Source organism: Pelomonas lactea (genome assembly GCF_043555885.1).
Taxonomy (GTDB): domain Bacteria; phylum Pseudomonadota; class Gammaproteobacteria; order Burkholderiales; family Burkholderiaceae_C; genus Pelomonas; species Pelomonas lactea.
Map to the genome: position 1 here is coordinate 21,882 of NZ_JBIGHX010000002.1, position 25,270 is coordinate 47,151.

A 25,270-nucleotide genomic window follows, 5' to 3' on the forward strand; every position below is an offset into this window, starting at 1 on the left:
CCCTTATGAATCTGCGCCGCCACCTTGCCTGGGCGGGCGTTGCCATCCTCGGCGCTGCATCCCTCGCCACCGTGGCCCTGAGCCGCGGCGAGACGATCAGTGCGCTGTGGGTCGTGGCCGCCGCGCTGTGCACCTACCTCATCGCCTACCGCTACTACAGCCTGTTCATTGCGAACCGCGTGCTGGGCTTGGACGCCAAGCGCCAGACGCCCGCCTGGAAGTACAACGACGGGCTGGACTACGTGCCCACCAACAAGCACGTGCTGTACGGCCACCACTTCGCGGCCATCGCCGGCGCCGGTCCGCTGGTGGGTCCAGTGCTCGCCGCGCAGATGGGCTATCTGCCCGGGCTGCTGTGGATCCTGGCCGGCGTGGTGTTTGCCGGCGCGGTGCAGGACTTCATCGTGCTGTTCGTCTCCACGCGCCGTGACGGCCGGTCGCTGGGCGACCTCGTCAAGCAGGAGATGGGTACGGTGCCGGGGCTGATCGCGCTGTTCGGCGCGTTCATGATCATGATCATCATCCTGGCGGTGCTGGCGCTCATCGTCGTGAAGGCGCTGGCCGACTCGCCGTGGGGCACGTTCACCGTGGCGGCGACGATTCCGGTCGCGCTGTTCATGGGTGTGTACCTGCGCTTCATCCGCCCGGGCCGCATCGGTGAGGTGTCGGTCATCGGCTTCGCGCTGCTGATGGCCGCCATCTTCGGCGGCCAGTGGGTCAGCGAGCATCCAACGCTGGCGCATGCGTTCACCTTCACGCCGGTGCAGCTGGTGTGGGCACTGATCGGCTACGGCTTCGTGGCCGCCTGCATCCCCGTGTGGCTGCTGCTGGCGCCGCGTGACTACCTCAGCACCTTCCTGAAGATCGGCACCATCGTCGCGCTGGCCATCGGCATCATCATCGTGGCGCCGCCGCTGAAGATGCCTGCGCTGACGCAGTTCTCCGCCGGCAACGGCCCGGTGTGGGCCGGCAACCTGTTCCCGTTCCTGTTCATCACCATCGCCTGCGGCGCGGTGTCGGGCTTCCACTCGCTGATCTCCTCGGGCACCACGCCGAAGCTGCTGGAGAACGAGACCCACGCCCGCTACATCGGCTACGGCGGCATGCTGGCCGAGAGCTTCGTGGCCGTGATGGCCCTGGTGGCCGCCTCGTGCATCGAGCCGGGCGTGTACTTCGCGATGAACAGCCCGGCGGCGGTCGTCGGCAAGGACGCCGCCACGGTGGCGCAGACGCTGTCCACCTGGGGCTTTGTCGTCACGCCCGAGATGCTGACCCAGGCCGCGGCCGACGTGGGCGAGAAGACCATCCTGGCCCGTGCCGGCGGCGCACCCACGCTGGCCGTGGGCATGGCCGAGATCCTGCACCAGGTGATCGGCGGCAAGGCCATGATGGCCTTCTGGTACCACTTCGCCATCCTGTTCGAGGCGCTGTTCATCCTGACCGCCGTGGACGCCGGCACGCGCGCCGGCCGCTTCATGCTGCAAGACCTGCTGGGCAGCTTCGTGCCGTCCCTCAAGCGCACCGAGAGCTGGGTGGCCAACCTGCTGGCCACCGGCCTGTGTGTGGCGGCCTGGGGCTACTTCCTGTACCAGGGCGTTGTCGATCCGCTGGGCGGCATCAACACGCTGTGGCCGCTGTTCGGCATCGCCAACCAGATGCTGGCCGCCGTCGCGCTGCTGCTGGGCACGGTCGTGCTGTTCAAGATGAAGAAGGACCGCTACGCCTGGGTGACGGCCGTGCCGGCCGCCTGGCTGCTGGTCTGCACGATGACGGCCGGCTGGCTGAAGATCTTCTCGGCCGACCCCAAGCTGGGCTTCCTGGCCCATGCCGACAAGTACGCCACGGCGATTGCCGAAGGCAAGGTGCTGGCGCCGGCCAAGACGCTGGATGCGATGTCGCGCGTGGTGTTCAACGACCGGCTGGATGCGGCGCTGTGCGCGCTGTTCATGGGCGTGGTGATCAGCGTGCTGATCTACAGCGTGAAGGCCATCCTGGCCGCACGCGGCACGGCCAAGGCCACGGCGCAGGAAACGGCCTTCGTGCCGCTGCTGGCTGCTCAACGTGCTTGACCTGGGCGAACTGGCCCGCGATACCGCCCGTGCCGGGCGGTATCTCACGCAGAGCCTGCGCCTGATGGTGGGCGTGCCGGACTACGGCAGCTACCTGGCCCACCACCAGGCCACGCACCCGGAGCGTGAGCCCATGAGTTATGAGGAGTTCTTCAGGGAGAGGCAGGCCGCGCGCTACAGCGCGCGTGTCGGGAAGTGCTGCTGACCGAGCAGCGCGAACGACACGCCTCTCCCCGAAGACCACTGGCCGGCGCCGCCCACTCAGCGCGGCAGCAACAGGCCTTCGTGCCTTGCCACATGCTCCAGCGCCGCTTCCAGGCTGCTGCGGCAGGCCGCCGTGACGCGGACGAGGTGGCCGTGCAGCGCGGCGTCGGCCGCGTTGCGGTGCTCGCAGTCGGCGCTGTAGGCCTCGAAGTGCGACAGCTGCACCAGCAGCTCGGCCAGGTGGCGCGGGCATTCGCAGGCAATGGTGGGTGACAGGCGGGCGAAGTCGGCCAGCGCGGCGTCGCTCCAGCGGCGCGGCGACACGGCGCCGGGCAGCGCGGACGCCGCGGTCGCGCTGGCCGGTCGGGCCGTTGCCAGGTCGCGCAGCCATTGAGCCAGCGCTGCGTCGGGTTGTGGCTCGCGCAGCAGCCGCGTGCCGGCGTCTGCCAATGCGTCGCAGCTTGCCTCGGCGCCGAAGCGGTACAGCACGGCCTTGGGCACGCCTGCCAGCGCCGGCGCCGCGGCGTCGAAGCTGGCCAGCCAGCCCGCGTGCAGTTGGGGCTGCTGCACGAGCACGGCGTCCACGGCAGCGTTGGCCAGCGCGGCGCCGGCCTGCGCGGCATCATCGAACGGGCCCAGCAGCGTCAGGCCCCCGCCCAGCCGCTGCAGCAGCGCAGGGCGGCGCAGGCGTTCGCCCAGATCGGGCCCGATGACGGCCAGGCACAGCGCCTGGCGGGGTGGCGGTGCTGCCGCGACCGCGTGCCCGCCCGGCTGCGTGGCGGCCAGTGTGGTGGCGTGGGTGGACGCCACCTGTTGCAGCTGTGCCATGTCCAGTGCCGCCAACTGGCCGATGGCGTGGCCCAGGTCATTCAGCTGCTTGACGAGCGTGAGCCGGCGCATGTCGTCCGCCGAATAGAGGCGCTGGCCGCTGGGCGATGTGGCCGCCTGCGTCAGCGCGTAGCGGCGCTCCCAGTTGCGCAACGTGGCCACGGGAATGCCCAACATGCGCGCCACGGCGCCGCTGCGGTGCTGGGTGGCGGGGCGGGAAGAGCGGGTCATGAATCCTGATTGAAGCGTATTTGAATCGCATTATGGTGAATTTCAGGTCGTCGTTTCGCGGTTGATATGGAAATGAATTCATCGCCGATACGATCGGGCCATGTTGAAGGATCAAATCAGGCGCGTGGCGGTCATTGGCGCCGGCATTGCGGGTGCAGCCTGCGCGCAGGCGCTGGCGCAGGCCGGGCACCAGGTGCAGGTGTTTGACAAGGCTCGCGGGGCGGGCGGGCGGCTGGCCACGCGGCGCATGGCCTGGCGGGGCGAGGGCGGCCAGCCCTGCGAGACGCGACTGGATCACGGCACGCCAGGGCTGGCCGCCCATGCCGAGCCCTTCGCCGCCTTTGTCGACCAGGGCCTGCAGGCCGGCTGGCTGGCCGAGTGGCGGCCGGTGCTGGCAGAGGCCGGCCAGGCGGCGGGCGATGACGCCGTGTTCCATGTGCCCGTGCCGGACAACCCCGAGCTGTGCCGCCGCCTGCTGGCCGGCGTGGCGGCCACCTGGTCTTGCGCCGTCGATGAGCTGCAGTGGCGGTCGCCCGGCTGGCAGCTGGCGGCTGCCGGCGAGCGCCTGGGCGAGCCCTTCGACGCCGTCGTGCTGGCGCTGCCGCCCGCCCAGGCCGCGCCGCTGCTGGGCCCGCACCGCAGCGACTGGGCGCGGCATGCCGCGCTGGCACCCATGCAGCCGTGCTGGACGCTGATGGGCGTGGCCGCCGAGCATGGCGCGCCGGCCTGGACGCTGGCGCGACCCGCCGCCGGTCCGCTGGCCTGGGTGATGCGCAACGATGCGCGCCCCGGCCGGCAGCGCGTGCCTGGGCAGGCGCACTGGGTGGCCCATGCCCGCGCCGGCTGGAGCCGCCAGCACCTGGAGCAGCCGCCTGACTCGGTGCTGCAGCAACTGCAGGTCGCGGTGGACGAACTCCTGGGCCGGCCGGTGGACTGGCTGCACTGCACGGTGCATCGCTGGCGCTACGCGCTGCCGCAGCCACGCCTCACGGCAGCCGGCGACGCCTTCTGGTGGGACGGTGCGCAAGGCCTGGGCGTCTGCGGCGACTTCCTGGGCGGCGCGGGCGTGGAGGGCGCGTGGATGTCGGCGCAGTCGCTGGCGGCGGCGGTGCGGGGCTGGGCGCACCGGGCGGCGGAGGCCGCATGAGCCCGCGTGAACGCCAGGGCTTTCGCGGCAACAAGGCCGCGCTGCCCAGCAAGCCCTGCGTGGCCTGCGGCCTGCCCATGACCTGGCGGCGCCGCTGGGCCAAGACCTGGGCCGAGGTGAAGTACTGCTCCGACGCCTGCCGCCGCCGCGGAGACGCGCGTGGCTGAGCTGCGCCACCTTGTGGTCGTGCTGGGCGACCAGCTGGACCTGGACGCGTCGGGCTTCGACGGCTTCGACGCCGCGACGGATGCCGTCTGGATGGCCGAGGTGGCGGAGGAGTCCACCCACGTCTGGAGCAGCCAGCCGCGCACGGCGCTGTTCCTCGCCGCGATGCGCCATTTCGCGCTGGCGCTGCAGGCGGCGGGCCGGCCGCTGCACTACACGCGGCTGGAGGATGCAGGCAATGCCGGCTCGCTGGCCGCGCAGTTGGCGGCGGACATCGCGCGGCTGCGGCCCGCCGGCCTGGTGATGACAGCGCCCGGCGACTGGCGCGTGCTGCAGGCCATCAAGGCGGTGGCCGCGGCGGCGGGCCTGCCGCTGGACATCCGCGAAGACCGCCACTTCTTCGTCACCGTGCGCGAGTTCGCCGCCCATGCCAAGGGCCGCAAGTCGCTGCGCATGGAGTACTTCTACCGCGAGCAGCGCCAGCGGCACGGCGTGCTGATGCAGGACGGCCAGCCCGAGGGCGGCCAGTGGAACTTCGACGCCGACAACCGCGAGGCCTTCGGCTCGGCAGGCCCGGGCCTGCTGCCGCCGCGCGCGGGCTTCGAGCCCGATGTGGTCACGCGCGACGTCATCGCGCTGGTACAGCGCCGCTTCGCCAGCCACCCCGGCCGGCTGGACACCTTTGCCTGGCCGGTCACGCGCGAGCAGGCGCTGCAGTCGCTGCAGGACTTCATCACGCACCGCCTGCCGCTGTTCGGCCGCTACCAGGACGCGATGTGGCCGGGCGACCCGTGGCTGTACCACTCGCATCTGTCCGCCGCGCTCAACCTCAAGCTGCTGAACCCGCGCGAGGTGGTGGCCGCCGCCGAGGCCGCCTGGCGCGCCGGCCACGCGCCGCTGGCCAGCGTGGAAGGCTTCATCCGCCAGATCCTCGGCTGGCGCGAGTACGTGCGCGGCATCTACTGGACGCGCATGCCGGCCTACGCCGACGGCAACGCGCTGGACGCGCACGAGGACCTGCCCGCCTGGTACTGGACCGGCGCCACCGACATGGCCTGCCTGCGCGACGCACTGGCGCAGACGCTGGCGCATGGCTACGCCAACCACATCCAGCGCCTGATGGTGACGGGCCTGTTCGCGCTGATGCTGGGCGTGCAACCGCAGCAGGTGCATGCCTGGTATCTGGCCGTGTACGTGGACGCGGTCGAATGGGTGGAGCTGCCCAACACGCTGGGCATGAGCCAGTACGCCGACGGCGGGCTGATGGGCAGCAAGCCGTATGTCGCCACCGGCAAGTACATCCAGCGCATGAGCCCGCACTGCCAGGGCTGCCGCTACGACCCCGCGCAGCGCACCGGGGACCGCGCCTGCCCGTTCACGACGCTGTACTGGGACTTCCTGATGCGCCACGAGCAGGCACTGGCGCGCAACCCGCGCATGGCCCTGCAGGTGAAAAACGTGGCCCGGCTCAGCGACGCGGACCGGCAGGCGGTGCTGGAACGCGCCGGCGCCATCCGCCGCGGCGAGGTGGGCCATGGCTGACGCGTTCGCCCCGACGCTGGAGGCCGCCCGGGCGCGCATCGCCGCCGTCCGGCCGTCGGTCTATGCCCGCACGCGCAACGCGCTGGACGGCGCGGTCACCGGCCTGTCGCCGTACCTCACACATGGCCTGGTCACGCTGCCCGAGGTGCTGGCCGGCGTGGCGGCCCGCCACCCGATGGACGTGCAGCACAAGTTCGTCTACGAGCTGGGCTGGCGGGCCTACTTCCGCCATGTGTGGGCTCACCGGGGTGAGGGCATCCTGCAATCGCTGCACGACGGCCCGCTGCCCGAGGACGCCTACGCCCGCGCGCTGCCCGACGACATCCGCCAGGCCTGCACCGGCGTGCCCGTGGTGGACGAGGCCGTGCGCACGCTCTACGCCACCGGCATGCTGCACAACCATGCGCGCATGTGGCTGGCCAGCTACGTGGTGCACGTGCGCCAGGTGCACTGGCGCGCCGGCGCCGACTGGCTCTACGCCCACCTGCTGGACGGTGACCTGGCCAGCAACCACCTCAGCTGGCAGTGGGTGGCCGGCACGGGCAGCCACAAGCCCTATCTGTTCAATGCCGACAACGTGGCGCGCTATGCGCCCGCGGCCTGGCACAGCCCGGGCAGCGTCATCGACACGTCCTACGAGGCGCTGGACCGCATGGCGCGCGAGCGCCGGCCGGGCGCTTTGGAGGCCGGCCGGGTCACGGCCGCCGTCGAGCCCGGCTTGAGCAGCCTGCCGCCGGCCGACCTGGGTGCCATCGCGCCCAACCCGGCCCGCGTGGCAGGCGCCGAGGTCTGGCTGGTCCACCCCTGGAACCTGGGCGAGTTGCCAGCCGCGCTGCCGGCCGGCACGCGCGTCATCGGCCTCTATGTGGCCGACTTCCACCGCGCCTGGCCGTGGAGCGAGCGCCGCTGGCGCTTTGTCGGCCCGCGGCTGGCCGGGCTGGTGGACGAGGTCTGGCATGGCGACGCGGCGGCCATCACCGCCGCGCTGCAAGGGGCGGCGAGCGTGCGCAGCGTGGCGGAGCCGCACCTGGCGCCCTGGCTCCCCCGCTGGGCCGACTGCCTGCCCGCGCCGGTGCTGTTCCCGCCGGTGGAGCGCCGCTGCGACTCCTTCTCGCAGTGGTGGACGCGCGCGACCCGCGGGCTGGCGTCGGCCATCGACCTGCTGGCGGTCAACGAGGTGCCCGGCTGGTGAGGTACAAGCGCGGGTCATGCCGCTCCCGCACGACGATGCCCTGCCCGAAGGCTTCCGCCTCCTCCCCGGCCTGCTGACGCCCGAGCGGCGCCAGGCGCTGATCGCCGAGCTGGCCGCGTTGCCGCCCGGTGCGGCCGGGCAGCGTGAGCTGCTGACGCAGCCCTGGTGCCAGGCATTGGCGCGTTGGCTGCAGGCACTGCCGGCGCTGCAGCCCTTCCTGCCGGCCGGCGGCGTGGCCGTGCAGTGCACGCTGTTCGAGAAGTCGCCTGACCGCAACTGGCTGGTGGCGCCGCACCAGGACCTGGCCGTGCCGGTGGCCGAGCGCGTCGAGCACGCCGCGCTGAGCGGCTGGTCCGTCAAGGGCGGACGCCATTTCGTGCTGGCACCGGCCGCGCTGCTGGCGCAGATGGTGGCGTTGCGGCTGCATCTGGACGACGCGACCGAAGCCGATGGTGGGCTGCGCTTCGTGCCGGGTTCGCACCGGGCGGGCGTGCTGGATGACGCCGGTGTCCGGGCCTCGCGCGAGCGGCATGGCGAGGTGGCCGTTGATGCGCGGGCCGGTGATGCGCTGCTGATGCGGCCGCTGGTGCTGCACGCGTCGTCCAAGGCAACCGCGCCGACCGGGCGGCGGCGCGTGCTGCACCTGCTGTTCGGGCCGCGCGAGCTGCCGCTGGGGCTGCGCTGGCATCAGGCCGTCTGACGCGTCACAGCGTCGTGCTGCGTTTCCTCGCCATCGGCGGGTTCTTCGCAAAGTACTTCGCGATGCCGGACGCCAGCGCGTCCACGAGCTGGTCCTGGTAGTCGGGGTCGCGCAGCTTCTTCTCCTCCTCGGGGTTGGAGATGAAGGCCGTCTCGACCAGGATGCTGGGGATGTCCGGCGCCTTCAGCACCGCGAAGCCCGCCTGTTCCACGCGGGGCTTGTGCAGCTTGCCGATGCGCCCGATCTGGCCCAGCACCTCGCCGCCGAGCTTGAGGCTGTCCTTGATCTGCGCGGTGGTGCTCATGTCCAGCAGCGCGCGCAGCACGTTGGCGTCCTTGGTGGCCGCGCCGACGTTGACGCCGCCCACCATGTCGGCCGCGTTCTCCTTGTTGGCCATCCAGCGCGCGGCGGCGCTCGTGGCGGCGCCGTCCGACAGGACGAACACCGACGCGCCACGCGCCTGCGGCGTGATGAAGGCATCGGCGTGGATGGAGACGAACAGGTCGGCCTGCACGCGCCGGGCCTTGCGCACGCGGTCCTGCAGCGGCACGAAGAAGTCGGCGTCGCGCGTCATCAGCACGCGGATGTTGGGGTTGCTCTGGAGTCGCTCGCGCAGCTTCAGGCCCACGGCCAGCACGACGTCCTTCTCCTTCAGTCCGGACGGGCCGACCGCGCCGGGGTCCTCGCCGCCATGGCCGGGGTCCAGCGCGATGACGATGAGGCTGTCCACCGCGGCGGCGGCCGGCGGCTTGGGCTCGGGGGGCGGTGCTGGGGCGGGTCTGGACGCCGCGGCGACGACCGGTGGCGGCGGGGCCTTGGGCGGCGGCGGGGCCGGGCGCTCGATCTTCTGGATCAGCTCCTCCAGCGCGTCGTTGACGGCGCTGGCCGCCGCCTCGGCGCGCCGCGCGGCGGCGGGCGGCTGGTCATGCGCCTTCACGAGCGCGGCCAGCGGGTCGGCCTCCACGGCGGGGCGCAGGTCCAGCACCAGCCGGTGCTTGTAGGCGGCCACCGGCGCCAGCGTGAAGACCTGCGGCGCGGCGGGCTGCTTCAGGTCCAGCACGATGCGCACGACAGTGGGCGTGTTCTGGCCCACGCGCACGCCGGAGATGTAGGGGTCGTCGGCCTTGACCTTGCCGATCAGCTCGCGCAAGCCGGGGCTCAGCGTCAGGCCATCCACATCGATGACGAGGCGGTGCGGCGAGTCGACGAGGAAGTGCTTGGCCGCCAGCGGGCGGTCGGACTCGATGGTGACCCGCGTGTAGTCGGCCGCCGGCCACACGCGCACGGCGACGATGCTGGCCTGGCTGTCTGCCGCCAGCGTGTGCGGCGCCTGCAGCAGCAGCGCGAGGAAACCCAGCGATTCGCGGCGCTTCACGACAAGGCCTCCACGAGCCGCGGCACACCCACCGCACGCACGCGGCGGCTGTCGTCGGGCAGCAGCTCGATGAACAGCTGCAGGTCGGGCGGCGGCAACTGGCCGGCGGCCTTCTCGGGCCACTCGCAGACCTTCAGGCCCGGCGCGGCGAAGACGTCCCGGAAGCCGGCATCCTCCCACTCGCGCGGGTCGCCGAAGCGGTAGAAGTCGAAGTGGCTGGCCACGCCGCCGCTCGGCAGCTCGTAGCTCTCCATGACGGCGTAGCTGGGGCTCTTGATGCGGCCCTGCACACCCAGCGCGCGCAGCAGCAGCCGCGTGAACGTCGTCTTGCCGGCGCCCAGCGGCCCGTGCAGTTCGATGAGCGCGTTGGGGGAGGGGAGCAGCGCCGCCGCGAGTTTCTCGGCGGAGGACTGGGCCGCAGCCTCGTCGGGCCAGGGCAGTTCGGTTTCTAGAATCGCAGCCAAATGCAAGAGGTCTCGTCCACTGTCGATGCTGCCGCGCTGCTGGAGCCTCTCATGGTGAAGCTTCGCGGCTGGGCGCGTGAGCTGGGATTCTCACAGATCGCCGTGGCCGATGTGGACCTCAGCAGTGCCGAGCCAGGCCTGCAGGCCTGGCTGGACGCGGGCCACCATGGCGGCATGCACTACATGGCCGCGCACGGCATGAAGCGCGCGCGGCCGGCGGAGCTGGTGCCGGGCACGCTGCGCGTCATCACCGCGCGCATGGACTACCTGCCGCGAGGCACCGCGCCCGGCTGGCAGGCCGTCGAATGGGCGGGCCTGGGGCGGCCGGCGCAGGCGCAGATCTCGCTGTATGCCCGTGGCCGGGACTATCACAAGGTGCTGCGCAACCGGCTGCAGAAGCTGGCCGAGAAGCTGGAGGCGGACGTCGGCCCGCTGGGCTACCGCGTGTTCACCGACTCCGCCCCCGTGCTGGAGGTGGAGCTGGCCACGCGCTCGGGCCTGGGCTGGCGCGGCAAGCACACGTTGACGCTGCACCGCGACGCCGGCTCGATGTTCTTCCTCGGTGAGCTGTTCATCGACCTGGCGCTGCCGCTGACCGACGCCGTCACCGCGCACTGCGGCGAGTGCCGCGCGTGCCTGGACGTCTGCCCCACCGCGGCCATCACCGCGCCGTACCGCGTCGACGCGCGGCGCTGCATTTCCTACCTGACCATCGAGCACGACGGCCCCATCCCGGTCGAACTGCGGCCGGCGCTGGGCAACCGCATCTACGGTTGCGACGACTGCCAGCTGGCCTGCCCGTGGAACAAGTTCGCGCAGCCCGCCGTGCTGGCCGACTTCGACGTTCGCCCGGGCCTGGCGGGCACGTCGATTGCCGAGTTGCTGGCATGGGACGAGGCCGAGTTCCTGCGCCGCACCGAGGGCTCGGCCATCCGCCGCATCGGCTTCCAGCGCTGGCGGCGCAACCTGGCCGTGGCGGCCGGGAATGCGCTGCGTCAGCGCGACGACCCCGCGCTGCGTGACGCGCTGGCACGCGCGGTGCAGGGCGCCGATGCGCTGGTGGCCGAGCATGTCGGCTGGGCCTTGTCCGCGCCGTCGTCGTCCACCGCGTTATCTTCCGCACCGCCTATCGTTGGAGCCCCTGCATGAGTTTGTCCATCCGCCGCCGCGCCGCTGTTCTCGCCCTGGCCGTGGCTGCGTCTTCCCCGGCGCTGGCCGTTCGCTTTGAAGGCCAGGACTTCGCCGACGCGGTGCAACTGGGCGGCAGCACGCTGCACCTGAACGGCGTCGGCGCCAAGGTGTTCGTCATGCGCTACTCGGCCTATCTGGCCGCGCTGTACCTGCCGCAGAAGGCGACGACGCCGGAGGCGGTCTTTGCGCAGAGCGGCCCGAAGCGGGTGGAGCTGCGCATCGTCATTCCGCTCGTGAAGGACGTGTCCACGCAGGAGTTCGTGAAGGCCATCAACAAGGGCGTCAGCCGCAACTCCACGGACGCCGAGAAGGCGGCGGTGGAGGAGCGCGTGAAGCAGTTCAACGCGGCGATCAGCGAGGTTGGCCGCGTGAAGAAGGGTGACCTGCTGGTCATCGACTACCTGCCTGCGCAGGGCGGCACGGTGCTCACCGTCAACGGCAAGGTCTGGGGCAAGCCCATCGAGGGGCAGGACTTCTACAACGCCTTCCTGAAGGTGTTCATCGGCGAACACAACAGCGATGCCAAGCTGCGCGCCGGACTGCTGGGCCAGCCGGGCTAGCATCCGCGCACCCAACCACGAGGAGAGACCATGCAACGCCGCGCCATCCTTCAAGCTGCCGCAATCACCGGCATGGGCCCGTTGGCCCAACTGGCCTGGGCCCAGGGCTATCCCGCCAAGCCGGTCCGGCTCGTCGTGCCGTTTGCGCCGGGCGGCACGACGGACATCATTGCCCGCATCATCTCCGAGCGCATGCCGCAGCTGCTGGGCCAGACCATGGTGGTGGACAACAAGGCCGGTGGCGGCGGCACGATCGGGGCCACCGAGATCGCCCGTGCCGCGCCCGACGGCTACACGCTGGGGGTGGCCACGGTGTCGACGACGGCCGCCAACCCGGCCATCAACAAGAAGATCGCGTACAACCCGCTGACTGACTTCACGCCCATCATCAACATCGCGGCGACGCCCAACGTCATCGCGGTGCACCCGAGCTTCCCGGCCAAGGACTACAAGTCCTTCATCGCCGAGCTCAAGAAGAACCCCGGCAAGCACAGCTTCGCGACGTCCGGCACCGGCGGCATCGGCCACCTGCAGATGGAGCTGTACAAGACGCTGACCGGCACCTTCGTGCTGCACATCCCGTACCGTGGCGCCGGCCCGGCGCTGAACGACACGGTGGCGGGCCAGGTGCCGATGATTTTCGACAACCTGCCGTCGGCGCTGCCCTTCATCAAGGACGGGCGACTCATCCCCATCGTTGTCGCCGCACCGCAGCGCGTGGCTTCGCTGCCCAACGTGCCGACATTCAAGGAAGTCGGCCTGGACGCCGTCAACCGCATGGCCTACTACGGCATCCACGGCCCCAAGGGGCTGCCCAAGGACGTCGTCGACAGGATCAGCGCCGCCGTCAAGAAGGCGGTCGAGATCCCGGACGTGCGAAAGCGCATCGAGGACACCGGCTCGCTGATCGTGGCGAACTCGCCGGCCGAGTTCGCGGCGCAGATCGCGGCGGAGTTCGAGGTCTACAAGAAAGTTGTCGCGCAGCAGAAGTTGACGCTTGATTGATCCGGCCATCGAGTCCTTCATCGAGGCGCTCTGGCTGGAAGACGGCCTGAGCGCCAACACGCAGGCGGCCTACCGGCGCGATCTTGCGGCGCTGGCCCGATGGCTGGCGCCAGCGCCGCTGGATGCCTGCTCCGAGGCCCAGCTGTTCGCATACGCGGTCGAGAAGCCGGCGGGCAAGGCAACGAGCGCGAACCGGCGGCTGTCGGTGTTCAAGCGCTACTTCCGCTGGGCGCTGCGCGAGGGCCGCATCACGGCCGACCCGACGCTGAAGCTCACCGCCGCCAGGCAGCCGCTGCGCGTGCCCAAGCTGCTCAGCGAGGCACAGGTCGGCGCGCTGCTGGCCGCGCCCGACGTGAACACCGCACTGGGCCTGCGCGACCGCGCGATGCTGGAGCTGATGTATGCCAGCGGCCTGCGCGTGACCGAGCTGGTCACGCTGAAGAGCGCGCATGTGGCCTTCAAGGACGCCGTGCTGCACGTGACCGGCAAGGGCAGCAAGAGCCGGCTCGTGCCGTTCGGCGAGCATGCGCGCGACTGGATGGCGCGCTATCTGCGCGAGGCGCGGGCGGAGATCCTGGCCGGCCAGAGCAGCGACGACCTGTTCGTCACCGCCCGCGGCGCCGGCATGACGCGGCAGATGTTCTGGACGCTGATCAAGCGCCACGCGCTGAGCGCGGGCATCACGGTGCCGCTGTCGCCGCACACCTTGCGCCACGCCTTCGCCACGCATCTGCTCAACCATGGTGCGGACCTGCGCGCCGTGCAGCTCCTTTTGGGGCATGCCGACCTGTCCACGACGCAGATCTACACCCATGTGGCGCGGGAACGGCTGAAAGCGCTGCACGCGCAGCACCATCCGAGGGGCTGAGTCGGGGCGGGGGTGGCAAGCCCGCAGGGGTTTTTCCCGCCCCTACCCAGGCATAGTTCTCGCTCGGCGGGTTGCACAGCGGCTTCGTTCGTTTCGTTGGTTTCAATCCCGTCGGCAGGCCGCAACAGGTGGCCCCACGCCGGTCTTGCCGCGAGCAAACTGCGCCGCCATCACAGACTACTTGATGGAGTTCCCCATGCCCGCCCCCCGCCTGCTGCCGACAGCCCTGGCCGCGTTGAGCCTGTTTGCCTCTGTGGCCGCCGTGGCCCAGGACACCACCAGCCTGGAGCGAGTCAGCGTTGTCGGCTCTCGCAAGACGCTGCCCGCCGCGTCCAGCACCGACACGCTCGTGCCGGTGGACATCTACTCGATGGGCAAGATCGTCGAAGGCGGCGGCCAGTTCGACCTTGCGCAGAGCCTGCAGTACCTGTCGCCCTCGTTCAACTCGACGCGCCAGACCGGCGCGGACGGCGCCGACCTGATCGACTCCGCCGCGCTGCGCGGCCTGGGGTCGGACCAGACGCTGGTGCTCGTCAACGGCAAGCGCCGCCACACGGTGGCGCTGGTCAACCTGTTCGGCGCCCGCAACCGCGGCTCGACGGGCACCGACATGAACTCGCTGCCGCTGCTGGCCATCGACAACGTGCAGGTGCTGCGCGACGGCGCCGCGGCGCAGTACGGCTCCGATGCCATCGCCGGTGTGCTGAACATCCAGCTGAAGAAGAAGGCCGGCTGCGAGGCCGTGGCCGGTTACGGCCAGTACTCGGCCGGCGATGGCAAGAACTACCTCGCGTCGGCCTACTGCGGCGTGAAGCTGGGCGACGGCACGCTGGGCATCACCGGCGAATGGCAGGACCGCGGCCGTTCCAACCGCAACGACCCCAACGACGAGAACGTCGGCCCACGCACCATCGGCGACACCGCCGTCAAGAACAAGACCGTCTACCTGAACGGCGAGTTCCCGCTGGCGGGCGACAGCAAGGTCTACCTGACGGCCGGCGCGCAGGACCGTGATGCGTCATCGGGCGCCTGGGCTCGCGGCGGTGTGGGCTCCGACGACATCCCCGACCGCAACTCGGCCGCGATGTACCCCAACGGCTTCGTGCCCTTCATCAACGGCGACGTGAAGGACCGCTACGTCATCGTCGGCTGGAAGTCGACCCTCGCCGGCTGGGACACCGACCTGTCGCAGACCTATGGCTCCAACCGGATGCGCTACAACATCAGCAACACGCTGAACGCGTCCATCGCCAACAAGGACCTGCTGGCGGGCGGCAAGGGGATCAGCCCGACGAGCTTCGATGCCGGCGGCTTCGGCTTCAGCCAGGCGACGACCAACCTCGACGTCAGCCGCTACTTCCCCGATCTGCTGGGCGGCAGCAACATCGCGTTCGGCGCCGAGTACCGCCGCGAGAAGTACGACATCGTGGCCGGCGAGCCGGGCTCCTACATCGACGCCGACGGCGTCGGGCAGGGTGGCAACGCCGGCAGCCAGGGCTTCCCCGGCTTCCAGCCGGGCGATGCCACCAACAAGCGCCGCAACAGCCAGGCGATCTACGCCGACTGGGAGGCCAGCCTTACGCCTGCGCTGACGGTGGATGCGGCCATCCGTGCCGAGCACTACAGCGACTTCGGTTCCACGACGACGGCCAAGCTGGCCGGCAGCTACAAGCTCAGCAAGGAGTTGCTGCTGCGCGGCGCCGCGAGCACGGGCTTCCGCGCGCCCAGTCTGCAGCAGCTCTATTTCTCGTCCACGTTCACCGACTTCATCAGCGGCCAGCCGCTGGACGTCGTGCTGGCGCCCAACGGCAGCAAGATCACCAACGCCGCAGGCGTGCCGGCACTGAAGCAGGAGAAGGCCAAGAACCTGTCGGTGGGCTTCACCTTCAAGCCCGGCAGCGACACCGCCGTCACGGCCGACCTGTACCAGATCAACATCAAGGACCGCATCGTGCTGTCGGGCCGCTTCGATGCCGACAACTACCCGGCCCTGGGCGCGATCCTGCAGGGGCTGGGCGTGGGCCAGGCGCAGTTCTTCGTCAATTCGGTCAACACGCGCACCCGTGGCCTGGACTTGACCGCGTCCAACCGCACGAAGCTGGGTGCGGGTCAACTCAGCACCTTCCTGGCGCTGAACGTCAGCCGCACGACGGTGACCGGCCGCAATGCGCCGGCGGCGCTGCAGGGCTACGAGGACGTGCTGCTGTCCACGCGCGAGCGCCTGTTCATCGAGGAAGCCGGCCCGCGCATGAAGGGCACGCTGGGTTTCGAATATGCCCAGGGCGCCTGGACGGGCGAGGCCAAGATCGTCCATTTCGGCAAGCAGACCCAGGGCGGCTTCACCGAGGGCGTGCTGCTGAAGTACAAGCCCAAGACCTCGATGGACCTGGGCGCGTCTTGGCAGGCCACGCCGGCGCTCAAGCTCAGCATCGGTGGCAACAACGTGTTCAACGTGAAGCCTTCCAAGCAGGACCCGTTCGAGACCGACAACGGCTTCTACTACGACAGCGTGCAGTTCGGCCTGAACGGCGCGTCGTACTACGCGCGGGCTCACTACCGCTTCTGACGCACTCAGGGACAATCCGGGCGGATGGACCACAGTTTTCTCTCCGCCCTGATCCTGCTGCTGCTGGTGCTGGACCCGCTCGGCAGCCTGCCCGTCTTCATCCCCATCATGCGGTCGGTGCCCAAGGAGCGCCGCACGCGCGTGGCGCTGCGCGAGGTGGGCATCGCGTTCTGCGTGCTGTTCGCCTTCATGTTCCTCGGCGAAGGCTTCCTGCGCGTCATGCACCTGTCGGAGCGCTCGCTGGAGGTGGCCGGCGGTGTCATCCTGATGATCATCGCGATCCGCATGATCTTCGGCGGCTCCGGGGAGTCGGCCTACGGGCTGGAGCCGGGCAAGGAGCCGCTGATCTTCCCGCTGGCCGTGCCGCTGCTGGCAGGGCCGTCGGCCATGGCCACGGTGCTGCTGCTGGCGTCGCGCCAGCCGGACCGCATCTACGAATGGATAGGCGCGCTGAGCGCGGCGCTGCTGGTGTCGGGCATCGTGCTGGTGCTGGCCGACCGCATTCGCAAGCTGCTCGGCGACTCGGTGGTCTCGGCGCTTGAGAAGCTGATGGGCCTGGTGCTGACGGCCATCGCCGTCGAGATGGTGCTGGCTGGTCTGAAGCGCTACTTCGTCGGCGGGCTCTGAACCTCGTCGTCGGGGCCGGGGATGACGGCCGTGGCCCACGGTGAGCGCAGCCGCCAGCCCAGCGACTCATACAGCCTGCGCCCTTCTGGCGTGGCCACCAGCACGCCGGCGCGGCGGCCCTGTGCATGGGCGCGGGCCTGCAGTGCGGCCATGACCGCGCGGCCCAGACCTCGGCGCTGGTGGGCAGGCGCGGTGACGATCCGGTCGTAGGTGGCCCAGCCCTTGCCCAATGCCGCGAAGCCGGCCGCGGCCGGGCTGCCGTCCGGCGCATGCACCTGCACATGGACGACGGCACCGTCGTCCGTCGCGGCCAGCGCGTAGCCCGGCGGCAGTGGCCCGGCGGCGGGAAAGGGCTGGTCACCGCAGGTCATCAGGAAGCCGTCGGCCTCCAGGCGCCAGTGCGGCGGCAGCAGCGCACGCAGTGACTCAGCCGGCGCGCAGGCCTTCAGGAAGATCCAGGGCTCGTCAACGCCGCGGCCCAGTTCGGCCAGCGCCGGCGACAGCCCTGCGAAAAGAAAGCGCCGCGTGTGCCGCGGCTGCCCGACGTCGATGCGCAGGCCGTCGGCATGCGGCACGGGAGCGGGTGTCTGCCGGTTGAGGGCCCAGCCCAACGCCCAGATCTGCACCAGTTCGGGCCGGCCGGCCTGCGCATCAGGCATCACTTGTTCTTCTTGGCTTCCTTGCCCTTGGGGATCACGGACGTCATCGGCGCCACCGGGCGGTCGCTGCCGGCGGACTTGCCTTGCGGTGCGTCCTTCTTGGGCTTCTTGGTCATCTTGTTGCTGCGTTGTTCGGTGTTGGCCATGCGTCCTCCGTGCAGAGTGAGAAAAGAAGAAGGCAGGACTATGCCTCAGCCTCGTAGCGCGCCTTGGCAGGGCTGGCGGCCCATTGCGCCGTGGTGAGGTCGTAGCGCTTGCAGTCCATGTCGTACCAGCGGCCCAGGCCGGTATACGTCATGCCCAACCGCTCCATGACGGTGGCAGAGGGCGTGTTCGCCGGCTGGCACACGGCGCAAACGCGCTCCGGCCGCAGCGTGGCGAACGCCCAGCCCAGCATGTGCCGCGCCGCCTCGCTGGCGAAGCCTTGGCCCCAGGCGTCCTGGCGCAGCCGCCAGCCGGTTTCCAGCGGGCCGGCCGGGTCGCGGTTGAGGTGCTGGATGCAGCCGCTGCCGATCAACTGGCCGGTGTCCTGGCGGACAAAGGCCCACCAGGAGTAGCCGAACTCGGCCCAGCGCGCCTTCACGCGCTCGATCATCAGCCGCGTGTCGTCCGGCGTGTCCGGCCGGCCGGTGATGTAGCGCATGACGACGGGGTCGCGGTTGAGTTCGTGCAGACCGTCGAAATGGCGGTCATCCAGCGGCTCCAGGCGCAGCCTGGGGGTGATCAGCAAGCTCATGCGGTGATTCTGGAACCGTGCGCTCTCACGATTCGAAAGTCACTTTTCAAATGGTGAAAAGACGCCATGTTGCGCTGCCGCAAGATTTCTCATTATGGTGAATTGCGTTTTGTGATTTGAAAAATGATTGATAAGTTGTTGTTTTATTTGGAGAAAGTTTTTTGTCTTATATAAGACTTGGGGCTATGCGGCGGTCCGGTGCAGGACTACGCTTGAGGCATCGGTTTTGATGTTTTGCAAGGAGCTTTCCATGACCCGCCTGACCCGTGAACAACAGATCGCCGCCCTCGAAAAAGACTGGGCCGAGAACCCCCGCTGGAAGGGCATCACCCGCGGCTACACCGCCGCCGACGTCGTGCGCCTGCGCGGCTCCGTCGAGATCGAGCACACGCTGGCCAAGCGCGGTGCCGAGAAGCTGTGGGGCCTGGTGAACACCGAGCCCTTCGTCAACGCGCTGGGCGCGCTGACCGGCAACCAGGCCATGCAGCAGGTCAAGGCCGGCCTGAAAGCCATCTACCTGTCCGGCTGGCAGGTCGCCGGTGACGCCAACAGCAACGGCGAGATGTACCCCGACCAGTCGCTGTACTCGGTGGACTCGGTGCCCAAGGTCGTCAAGAAGATCAATGCCACGTTCAAGCGCGCGGACGAGATCCAGTGGAGCGAAGGCAAAGACGACATCGACTTCTTCGCCCCGATCGTGGCCGACGCGGAAGCCGGCTTCGGCGGCGTGCTGAACGCGTTCGAGCTGATGAAGGCCATGATCGAAGCCGGCGCTTCGGGCGTGCACTTCGAAGACCAACTGGCCAGCGCCAAGAAGTGCGGCCACATGGGCGGCAAGGTGCTCGTTCCCACCCGTGAAGCCGTGGCCAAGCTGGTGGCGGCCCGCCTGGCGGCCGACACCATGGGCGTGCCCACGCTGCTGGTGGCCCGCACCGACGCCGAAGCCGGTGACCTCGTCACCAGCGACATCGACGACAACGACAAGCCCTTCTGCACCGGCGAGCGCACCGTGGAAGGCTTCTACCGCACGAAGAACGGTCTGGACCAGGCCATCAGCCGCGGCCTGGCCTACGCGCCGTATGCCGACCTGATCTGGTGCGAGACCGGCAAGCCCGACCTGGCCTTCGCCAAGGCTTTCGCCGACGCCATCCACGCCAAGTTCCCCGGCAAGCTGCTGGCTTACAACTGCTCGCCGTCGTTCAACTGGAAGAAGAACCTGGACGACGCCACCATCGCCAAGTTCCAGCGCGAACTGGGCGCCATGGGCTACAAGTTCCAGTTCATCACGCTGGCCGGCTTCCACAGCCTGAACTACTCGATGTTCGAGCTGGCCCACGGCTATGCGCGCCAGCAGATGAGCGCCTTCGTCCAGCTGCAGGAGAAGGAGTTCGCCGCCGCCGAGAAGGGCTTCACCGCCGTGAAGCACCAGCGCGAGGTCGGCACGGGCTATTTCGACGCCGTCACCACCACCATCGAAGCCCAGGCCTCCACCGCGGCTCTGAAGGGCTCGACCGAAGACGAACAGTTCTTCGACGCCAAGCACGGTTGAGCACACCGAAACCGTTGATCAGATCAGGGAAAGTCAACTCCCCGACGTTGGCCCGCTTCGGCGGGCCTTTTTTCGTTCGTCTTCGGTGCGGCACACTCGCGTCAAGGACCAACGTCATGGACAACGCGACAACTCAGACAAGGTTGAACCTCCCCGCGCGCGTCGGCGCCTGGTGGGCCCGGCGCCGTGAGGGTGGCCGCGTGCAGGCCCTGCAGCGCCGCTGCCCGCCGGCTACCGTGGCGGTGGGCCAGATCCCGCCGACGGTTCGTGCCGCGTGGGTGCGGCACGCTCCCGCAGAGTTCCCCGGTCTGGCCGTCGACGATGCCGCGTGGCTGCGCTGCGCGCTGGGCCTGGCTCAGTTCTTCGAGGCCTGCCGCCTGCAGCAGGAGCAGGGCGCCTGCGCGCTGCCGAGCAAGGCGGCCGACTCGGTCTGGCATGCATGGCTGCATGCCGACCCGGCCGGCCTGGCCGAATGGCAACGGCGTTTCTTCGACCGCGTCGTCGAGCATCGCGAGGCCGACGCACTGGGCGCGCCGCTGGATGCATGTCTGGCCCGCACGTGGGTGGGGGCCTGCCGCAGCGAGGGGTTGAGCCCGCTGGGCCCGCGCTTGCCGCTGCTGTTTGCGCTGGATGCGCTGCTGCGCCTGCCCACCGGCTGGGCGTACCGGCACGCGGGTGGCCGGCTCGTGCACCGCGGCATCGATGGTTTCGGCAAGCCCGCCGGTCGCCCGGTGGCACACCTTGCGGTGGCCGCTTCTGGGCTGGTGGCGCTGGGGCTGGTCAGCGAGGCCGAGCTGGCCTCGCTGCGTCGCCAGGCAGCCTCGGGCGGCAGCAGCTGTGGCGGTGCGGCCGCGGTTGACGGCGGCTGCGCCGATGGCAGCAGCGGTTGCAGTTGTGGCGGCTCCGGCTGCGGCGGTGGCGGTGGCGGAAGCTAGCGCCGCGCGACCTGGAAGATCCCGACCGCGCCGTTCAGCGTCTGCGCCTGCTCGCGCAGGCTCTCGGCCGCGGCGGTGGACTCCTCCACCAGCGCGGCGTTCTGCTGCGTGACCTGGTCCAGCTGGGCGATCGCGATGTTGACCTGCGCGATGCCGTCGGACTGCTCGGCCGTGGCGGTGGTGATCTCGCCCATGATGTCCTTGACGCGCTGAACGGCCCCCACCAGCTCGTCCATCGTCTTGCCGGCCTCGGCCACCAGCCGTGAGCCCGCTTCCACACGCTCCACGCTGCTGCCGATCAGGCTCTTGATCTCCTTGGCGGCGTCGGCCGAGCGGCCGGCCAGCGAGCGCACTTCACCGGCCACGACCGCGAAGCCGCGGCCCTGCTCGCCGGCGCGCGCGGCCTCGACGGCGGCATTCAGCGCCAGGATGTTGGTCTGGAAGGCGATGCCGTCGATGACGCCGATGATGTCGGCGATCTTGCGCGAGCTGCCGTTGATCTCGTCCATGGTGTGCACCACCTGCGCCACCACCTCGCCGCCACGCTGCGCCACGCTCGCGGCGGACTGGGCCAGCTGATTGGCCTGGCCCGCTGACGCGGCGGACTGCTGCACGGTGCCGGTCAGTTCCTCCATCGCGCTGGCGGTTTCCTCCAGGCTGGATGCAGCCTTCTCGGTCCGCGCGCTCAGGTCCTGGTTGCCGACGGCGATCTCGGACGACGCATTGCCGATGGATTCCGCCGTGTCGCGGATGCCGGCGATGGTGGCCGACAGCGATTCGCGCATCCGGCGCAGCGTCATCTGCAGCTGGCCGATCTCGTCGGAGCCGGCCTTCATGCCCTTGCCCGAGCGTGTCAGATCGCCGCTGGCGACGCGCTCGGCCAGCTCGTTGGCGGCGGCCAGCGGCACCGTGATGCTGCGCGTGATGCTCCACGCCGCCGCGATGCCCAGTGCCAGCATGGCCAGGCCGAAGCCGATCAGCAGCAGGCGGCTGTTGCTGTTGGCATCGTTGATGCTGGCGGCGGTCTGATCGATGCTGCGGCGCTGGTGGTCCAGGAACTCTTCCATGCGTTGCAGATAGACCTTGGAGCCCGGCACGAACACCTCGGTCAGCAGCTTGTCGGCGCCTTCGGCGTCCCCGTCCTTCTTCAGCTGCGTGATCTTGTCGCGTGACGCCAGGTAGACCTTGCGCGCCTCGCCGACGGCGTCGAACAGCTTCTGCTCTTCGGGCGAACGCACCAGGGCCTTGAGCTTCTCCTGCATCTCGCCGGAGGACTTGGTGGACTGTGCCGCGTCTTCCTTGAACAGCTCCACCAGCGACGGGTCGGCGCTCTTCGCAATGGCCATCGTGCGGCGCACGCCGGCGTTGATGTTGCGGCTCCAGTCCGAAATGAGCCGCTCCTTGGCGAGCGGCTCGGCCATCATCTGCTGGGTGGCCGCGGCCGTGGACGCCAGCCGCCACGAGGCCACCACGATGACGCAGGCAGCCAGCGCCAGCACCAGCGCAAAGCCTGCTGCCAACCGATTGCCGATGGATAACTTGCTCATGAAATCTGCCCCTTGTCTTCTTGTCGTCATGCCCGTCGTCAGTGACGCGGGCCAACAGGTGATGCTAGGGCCGCTGAAGGCGTGGCGTCGGCGTCAATCCGGGACTTCGGTCACGCCAAGCCGCCTGCAAACGATATCGGTGGTTGCGTGCTGGACCCGGAGCGGGGGGCTGCTGCCACCGTGTTGACAGGCTCTAGCGCGACGCGGCCAGCAGCGCGCGGTAGTCGTCGGGGCTGGCGATGCGCGGGTTGGTCTTGTGGCAGTGGTCCAGCAGCGCGCGCTCGACGATGGCATCGTCCAACTCGGGTGTCACCCCCATCGCCGTCAGGCCCGCGGGCAGGCCCAGCCGGGTGTTCAGCGCCGTGATGGCGTCGGCGACGGCGTCGGCGTCGCGGCCGGGCAGGTTCATTGCCTGAGCCAGACGCGCGATGCGGTCGTCGCGCCGCACGCTGTCCGCCTCGGCGTTGAAGCGGATGACCGCCGGCAGGAACACCGCGTTCAGCGTGCCGTGGTGCAGACGCGGGTTCAGCCCGCCCAGCGCGTGGCTCAGCGAATGCACGGCGCCCAGGCCCTTCTGGAAGGCCATCGCGCCGTGCACGCTGGCACACATCATGTCCAGCCGCGCGTCGCGGTCCTGGCCGTCGCGCGTGGCGCGCTCGATGCTCTGCCAGCCGCGCCGCAGGCCCTCCAGCGCGATGCCGTCGGCCGGCGGGTTGAAGGCCGGCGCGAGGAAGGTCTCGATGCAGTGGGCGATGGCGTCCATGCCGGTGGCCGCCGTCAAGTGGGGCGGCAGCGCCAGCGTCAGCTCGGGGTCGCAGATGGCGGCCTTGGGCAGCAGCTCCCAGTTGTGGAAGCCCAGCTTGCGGCCGTCGTCGACGATGAGGATGGCGCCACGCGCCACCTCGCTGCCGGTGCCGGCCGTCGTGGGCACGGCGATGACGGGCAGCACCTTGGACGTGATGTTGACGGCGCCGCCCTCGATGGTGGCCCAGCGCTTGAGCGGCCCCTCGTGCGTGGCGGCGATGGCCACCCCCTTGGCGAGGTCGATGCTGGAGCCGCCGCCGATGGCGATGAGCCCGTCGCAGCCCGCCTCGCGCAGTTGCTCGACCGCCAGCCGCACGGCGGCCTCGGTGGGGTTGGGCGGCGTGCGGTCGAACACCGCGGGTGGTTCTGTGAACGCGGCCAGCGCCTTGTCCAGCACGCCAGCGGCGCGCACGCCGGCATCGGTGACCACCAGCGGCCGGCGCATGCCCGCGCGTTCGCATTCCGCAGGCAGCAGCCGGCTGGCGCCGAATTCGAGTTCAACGCGGGTCAGGTACAGGATCTGGGCCATGGCGTGCTCTTCAGGGTGTCTTCATTCATCCTAGTGCCGCCTGTCTAGACTCGCCGTCATGCGCGCGACTCTGCTCCTGCCCCTGCTGCTCACGCTGGCCGCCTGCGGGGGCGGCGGTGGCAGTCCGTCTCCCGCAACGCCGCCCGTCGACGACCGCCCAGGCCTGACCGACACGACGGTCTATTCCTCGGCGCGCGACGCGTCGCTGCCCGGCGCCGTCGAGGCAGCCGCGGTCAGCACGCAGACGCTGAGCGTGGGCGGGCAGACGCTGAGCTACACCGCCACCGCCGGCCACCTCATCGCGCGCGACGCGGCCGGCGCCGCGCAGGCGTCGGTGTTCTACGTCGCCTACACGCGGCCGGGCGCCGATGCGGCCACGCGGCCGGTGACCTTTTTCTACAACGGCGGCCCGGGCTCGGCATCGGTGTGGCTGCAGCTGGGCAGCTTCGGGCCGAAGCGCCTGGTGACCGGCGTGCCCGACACGGCGCTGCCCCGGCCGTTCGCGATGGTGGACAACGCCGAGCACCTGCTGGGCGAGAGCGACCTCGTCTTCATCAACGCCGTCGGCACCGGCTATTCGCAGGCCATCGCGCCGTTCACGAACCGCAGCTTCTGGGGCGTGGATGCCGACGCGGCGCTGTTCCGCGACTTCATCCTGCGCTACCTCGCCGCCAACAACCGCGCCGCGTCGCCCAAGTACCTGTTCGGCGAGAGCTATGGCGGCCCGCGCACGGCCGTGCTGGCGCGGCGCCTGCAGGAGGCGGGCGTCATGCTGGACGGGTTGGTGCTGCAGTCCCCGGCCATGGACTACAACAGCAACTGCGGCATCACCACCGGCCAGGGCTGCGCCGGCTACCTGCCGAGCTTCGCCGCCGTCGGCGCCTTCCACCGCCTGACGCAGCCCGTGCCCACGGACGTGAACGCCTGGGCCACGCAGGCTCGCACCTATGCCGACACGGTCTATGGCCCCGCGCTGCAGGCCTGGCTGGCCGACCGCCAGCCCACGCCCGCGCTGTGGCAGCCGCTGGCCGACCTGACCGGGCTGCCGGCCGGCCGCTGGCAGACGGCGCTCGACGTGTCGGCCGGCGGCTACCGGCAGTGGCTGATCGCCGGCCAGCTGCTGGGGCGCTATGACGGCCGCATGAAGGCCGCGGTGGGCAGTGCGCTGGCCGCCGAGGGCGACCCGTCCAGCACCTGGATAGGCGACAGCTTTGCGCAGGGCATCGCCACCCACCTGCGCGACCAGCTCGGCTACCGCAACGCGTCCACCTACGTCGTGCTCAGCAATGCCATCAACGACTGGGACTTCAGCCACGCCGGCCGCCCGCTGCCCGACACGGTGCCCGACCTCGCCGCCGCGCTGGCCCAGAACCCGCGGCTGCGCGTGCTGGCCGTCAGCGGCTACCACGACCTGGCCACACCCTTTCGCCTGACCGAGACCGACCTGTCCCGCGTGGACGCCCGCCGCGTGGCGATACGCAACTACGCCGGCGGCCACATGAGCTATCTCGACGACGCGACGCGCATCGCGCAACTTGCCGACATGAAGGCCTTCTACGCCAACACGCTGGCGCTGCGCGCGACGGCCGACCTCGGGCCCGAGCGGCGCGCGCTGGCGGCCCGGCCCGCGGTGGCCGTGGACCGTGCCGGCACGCCGCAGGCGCCGGGTAGCGTCGTGCCGGTGGAGGAGGCCGTGTTCCAGGCGCCGCTGCGCGACCCGTGGGTGCCGCCGAGAATGCGCGCTCCATGAAGCCACCCACCCAGCTCCTGACGCCGC

Annotated in this window: 24 protein-coding genes; 16 read left to right on the plus strand and 8 right to left on the minus strand. The window is 70.2% G+C overall.

Annotated features, from left to right (window positions below):
* Positions 1-5: 5 nt before the first annotated feature.
* Entirely contained in the window at positions 6-2,069 is a 2,064-nt protein-coding gene (locus tag ACG04Q_RS04650) for a carbon starvation CstA family protein (protein ID WP_394509692.1), read from the plus strand.
* Between the two features lies 1 nt (position 2,070).
* Positions 2,071-2,274, plus strand: coding sequence for a YbdD/YjiX family protein (locus tag ACG04Q_RS04655; protein ID WP_394510470.1), 204 nt, complete (start codon positions 2,071-2,073; stop codon positions 2,272-2,274).
* A gap of 56 nt (positions 2,275-2,330) precedes the next feature.
* Here ACG04Q_RS04655 and ACG04Q_RS04660 read toward each other — a convergent pair whose 3' ends face one another.
* Positions 2,331-3,332, minus strand: coding sequence for a MerR family transcriptional regulator (locus ACG04Q_RS04660; protein ID WP_394509693.1), 1,002 nt, complete (start codon positions 3,330-3,332; stop codon positions 2,331-2,333).
* 100 nt (positions 3,333-3,432) lie between these two features.
* Between ACG04Q_RS04660 and ACG04Q_RS04665 the strand changes: the two genes are divergently transcribed.
* Genes ACG04Q_RS04665 through ACG04Q_RS04685 form a run of 5 tightly spaced genes read left to right on the plus strand, consistent with a single transcriptional unit; the run spans position 3,433 to position 8,078 of the window.
* Positions 3,433-4,479, plus strand: a complete 1,047-nt coding sequence (locus ACG04Q_RS04665; RefSeq protein ID WP_394509694.1) for an NAD(P)/FAD-dependent oxidoreductase — start codon at positions 3,433-3,435, stop codon at positions 4,477-4,479.
* The gene (locus ACG04Q_RS04670; protein WP_394509695.1) at positions 4,476-4,646 is read left to right on the plus strand and encodes a DUF2256 domain-containing protein; all 171 of its coding nucleotides are present in this window, start codon (positions 4,476-4,478) and stop codon (positions 4,644-4,646) included. Before ACG04Q_RS04665 ends, ACG04Q_RS04670 begins: the two co-directional genes overlap by 4 nt.
* On the plus strand, positions 4,639-6,186 hold the full coding sequence (locus tag ACG04Q_RS04675) for a cryptochrome/photolyase family protein (protein WP_394509696.1): 1,548 nt from the start codon (positions 4,639-4,641) through the stop codon (positions 6,184-6,186). Before ACG04Q_RS04670 ends, ACG04Q_RS04675 begins: the two co-directional genes overlap by 8 nt.
* Positions 6,179-7,378: an FAD-binding domain-containing protein gene (locus tag ACG04Q_RS04680; protein ID WP_394509697.1), complete on the plus strand. Its 1,200-nt coding sequence runs from the start codon at positions 6,179-6,181 to the stop codon at positions 7,376-7,378. The genes ACG04Q_RS04675 and ACG04Q_RS04680 overlap by 8 nt, the downstream gene beginning before the upstream one ends.
* Positions 7,379-7,394: 16 nt before the next feature.
* On the plus strand, positions 7,395-8,078 hold the full coding sequence (locus ACG04Q_RS04685) for a phytanoyl-CoA dioxygenase family protein (protein ID WP_394509698.1): 684 nt from the start codon (positions 7,395-7,397) through the stop codon (positions 8,076-8,078).
* Positions 8,079-8,082: 4 nt separating this feature from the next.
* Here ACG04Q_RS04685 and ACG04Q_RS04690 read toward each other — a convergent pair whose 3' ends face one another.
* Both ACG04Q_RS04690 and tsaE read right to left on the minus strand, forming a co-directional pair.
* Positions 8,083-9,453, minus strand: coding sequence for an N-acetylmuramoyl-L-alanine amidase (locus ACG04Q_RS04690; protein ID WP_394509700.1), 1,371 nt, complete (start codon positions 9,451-9,453; stop codon positions 8,083-8,085).
* Positions 9,450-9,917 carry a tRNA (adenosine(37)-N6)-threonylcarbamoyltransferase complex ATPase subunit type 1 TsaE gene (tsaE, locus tag ACG04Q_RS04695; RefSeq protein ID WP_394509701.1) on the minus strand — a complete coding sequence of 156 codons (468 nt, stop codon included), beginning with the start codon at positions 9,915-9,917 and terminating at the stop codon, positions 9,450-9,452. The genes ACG04Q_RS04690 and tsaE overlap by 4 nt, the downstream gene beginning before the upstream one ends.
* On the opposite strand from tsaE, the gene queG reads away from it, so the two are divergent.
* The 6 genes from queG to ACG04Q_RS04725 all read left to right on the plus strand — a co-directional run bounded on the left by queG (position 9,918) and on the right by ACG04Q_RS04725 (position 16,734).
* Entirely contained in the window at positions 9,918-11,066 is a 1,149-nt protein-coding gene (gene queG, locus ACG04Q_RS04700) for a tRNA epoxyqueuosine(34) reductase QueG (RefSeq protein ID WP_394509702.1), read from the plus strand.
* The gene (locus tag ACG04Q_RS04705; protein WP_394509703.1) at positions 11,063-11,668 is read left to right on the plus strand and encodes a chalcone isomerase family protein; all 606 of its coding nucleotides are present in this window, start codon (positions 11,063-11,065) and stop codon (positions 11,666-11,668) included. The genes queG and ACG04Q_RS04705 overlap by 4 nt, the downstream gene beginning before the upstream one ends.
* Positions 11,669-11,698: 30 nt before the next feature.
* Positions 11,699-12,673 (plus strand): tripartite tricarboxylate transporter substrate binding protein BugE, encoded by a 975-nt coding sequence (locus ACG04Q_RS04710; RefSeq protein WP_394509704.1) that lies wholly within the window; start codon positions 11,699-11,701, stop codon positions 12,671-12,673.
* Positions 12,666-13,541 carry a site-specific tyrosine recombinase XerD gene (gene xerD / locus ACG04Q_RS04715; RefSeq protein ID WP_394509705.1) on the plus strand — a complete coding sequence of 292 codons (876 nt, stop codon included), beginning with the start codon at positions 12,666-12,668 and terminating at the stop codon, positions 13,539-13,541. The genes ACG04Q_RS04710 and xerD overlap by 8 nt, the downstream gene beginning before the upstream one ends.
* A 196-nt stretch (positions 13,542-13,737) precedes the next feature.
* Positions 13,738-16,107, plus strand: coding sequence for a TonB-dependent receptor plug domain-containing protein (locus ACG04Q_RS04720; protein WP_394509706.1), 2,370 nt, complete (start codon positions 13,738-13,740; stop codon positions 16,105-16,107).
* Positions 16,108-16,131: 24 nt separating this feature from the next.
* Positions 16,132-16,734: a MarC family protein gene (locus ACG04Q_RS04725; RefSeq protein WP_394509707.1), complete on the plus strand. Its 603-nt coding sequence runs from the start codon at positions 16,132-16,134 to the stop codon at positions 16,732-16,734.
* Here ACG04Q_RS04725 and ACG04Q_RS04730 read toward each other — a convergent pair.
* Genes ACG04Q_RS04730 through ACG04Q_RS04740 form a run of 3 tightly spaced genes read right to left on the minus strand, consistent with a single transcriptional unit; the run spans position 16,713 to position 18,129 of the window.
* Complete coding sequence (locus ACG04Q_RS04730; RefSeq protein ID WP_394509709.1) at positions 16,713-17,393, minus strand: GNAT family N-acetyltransferase; 681 nt, start codon at positions 17,391-17,393, stop codon at positions 16,713-16,715. The genes ACG04Q_RS04725 and ACG04Q_RS04730 overlap by 22 nt on opposite strands.
* Positions 17,393-17,539 carry a hypothetical protein gene (locus ACG04Q_RS04735; protein WP_394487942.1) on the minus strand — a complete coding sequence of 49 codons (147 nt, stop codon included), beginning with the start codon at positions 17,537-17,539 and terminating at the stop codon, positions 17,393-17,395. The genes ACG04Q_RS04730 and ACG04Q_RS04735 overlap by 1 nt, the downstream gene beginning before the upstream one ends.
* Before the next feature lie 38 nt (positions 17,540-17,577).
* The gene (locus tag ACG04Q_RS04740; protein ID WP_394509711.1) at positions 17,578-18,129 is read right to left on the minus strand and encodes a GNAT family N-acetyltransferase; all 552 of its coding nucleotides are present in this window, start codon (positions 18,127-18,129) and stop codon (positions 17,578-17,580) included.
* Positions 18,130-18,379: 250 nt separating this feature from the next.
* On the opposite strand from ACG04Q_RS04740, the gene aceA reads away from it, so the two are divergent.
* Both aceA and ACG04Q_RS04750 read left to right on the plus strand, forming a co-directional pair.
* Positions 18,380-19,678, plus strand: a complete 1,299-nt coding sequence (gene aceA / locus ACG04Q_RS04745; protein WP_394509713.1) for an isocitrate lyase — start codon at positions 18,380-18,382, stop codon at positions 19,676-19,678.
* A 143-nt stretch (positions 19,679-19,821) separates the two neighbouring features.
* Positions 19,822-20,613 (plus strand): hypothetical protein, encoded by a 792-nt coding sequence (locus ACG04Q_RS04750; RefSeq protein WP_394509714.1) that lies wholly within the window; start codon positions 19,822-19,824, stop codon positions 20,611-20,613.
* Here the strand turns inward: ACG04Q_RS04750 and ACG04Q_RS04755 are convergent.
* Positions 20,610-22,160 (minus strand): methyl-accepting chemotaxis protein, encoded by a 1,551-nt coding sequence (locus tag ACG04Q_RS04755; RefSeq protein ID WP_394509715.1) that lies wholly within the window; start codon positions 22,158-22,160, stop codon positions 20,610-20,612. The genes ACG04Q_RS04750 and ACG04Q_RS04755 overlap by 4 nt on opposite strands.
* 193 nt (positions 22,161-22,353) lie before the next feature.
* Positions 22,354-23,493, minus strand: coding sequence for an iron-containing alcohol dehydrogenase (locus ACG04Q_RS04760; RefSeq protein ID WP_394509716.1), 1,140 nt, complete (start codon positions 23,491-23,493; stop codon positions 22,354-22,356).
* Positions 23,494-23,551: 58 nt separating this feature from the next.
* On the opposite strand from ACG04Q_RS04760, the gene ACG04Q_RS04765 reads away from it, so the two are divergent.
* On the plus strand, positions 23,552-25,243 hold the full coding sequence (locus ACG04Q_RS04765; protein ID WP_394509718.1) for a S10 family peptidase: 1,692 nt from the start codon (positions 23,552-23,554) through the stop codon (positions 25,241-25,243).
* Positions 25,244-25,270: the final 27 nt, after the last annotated feature.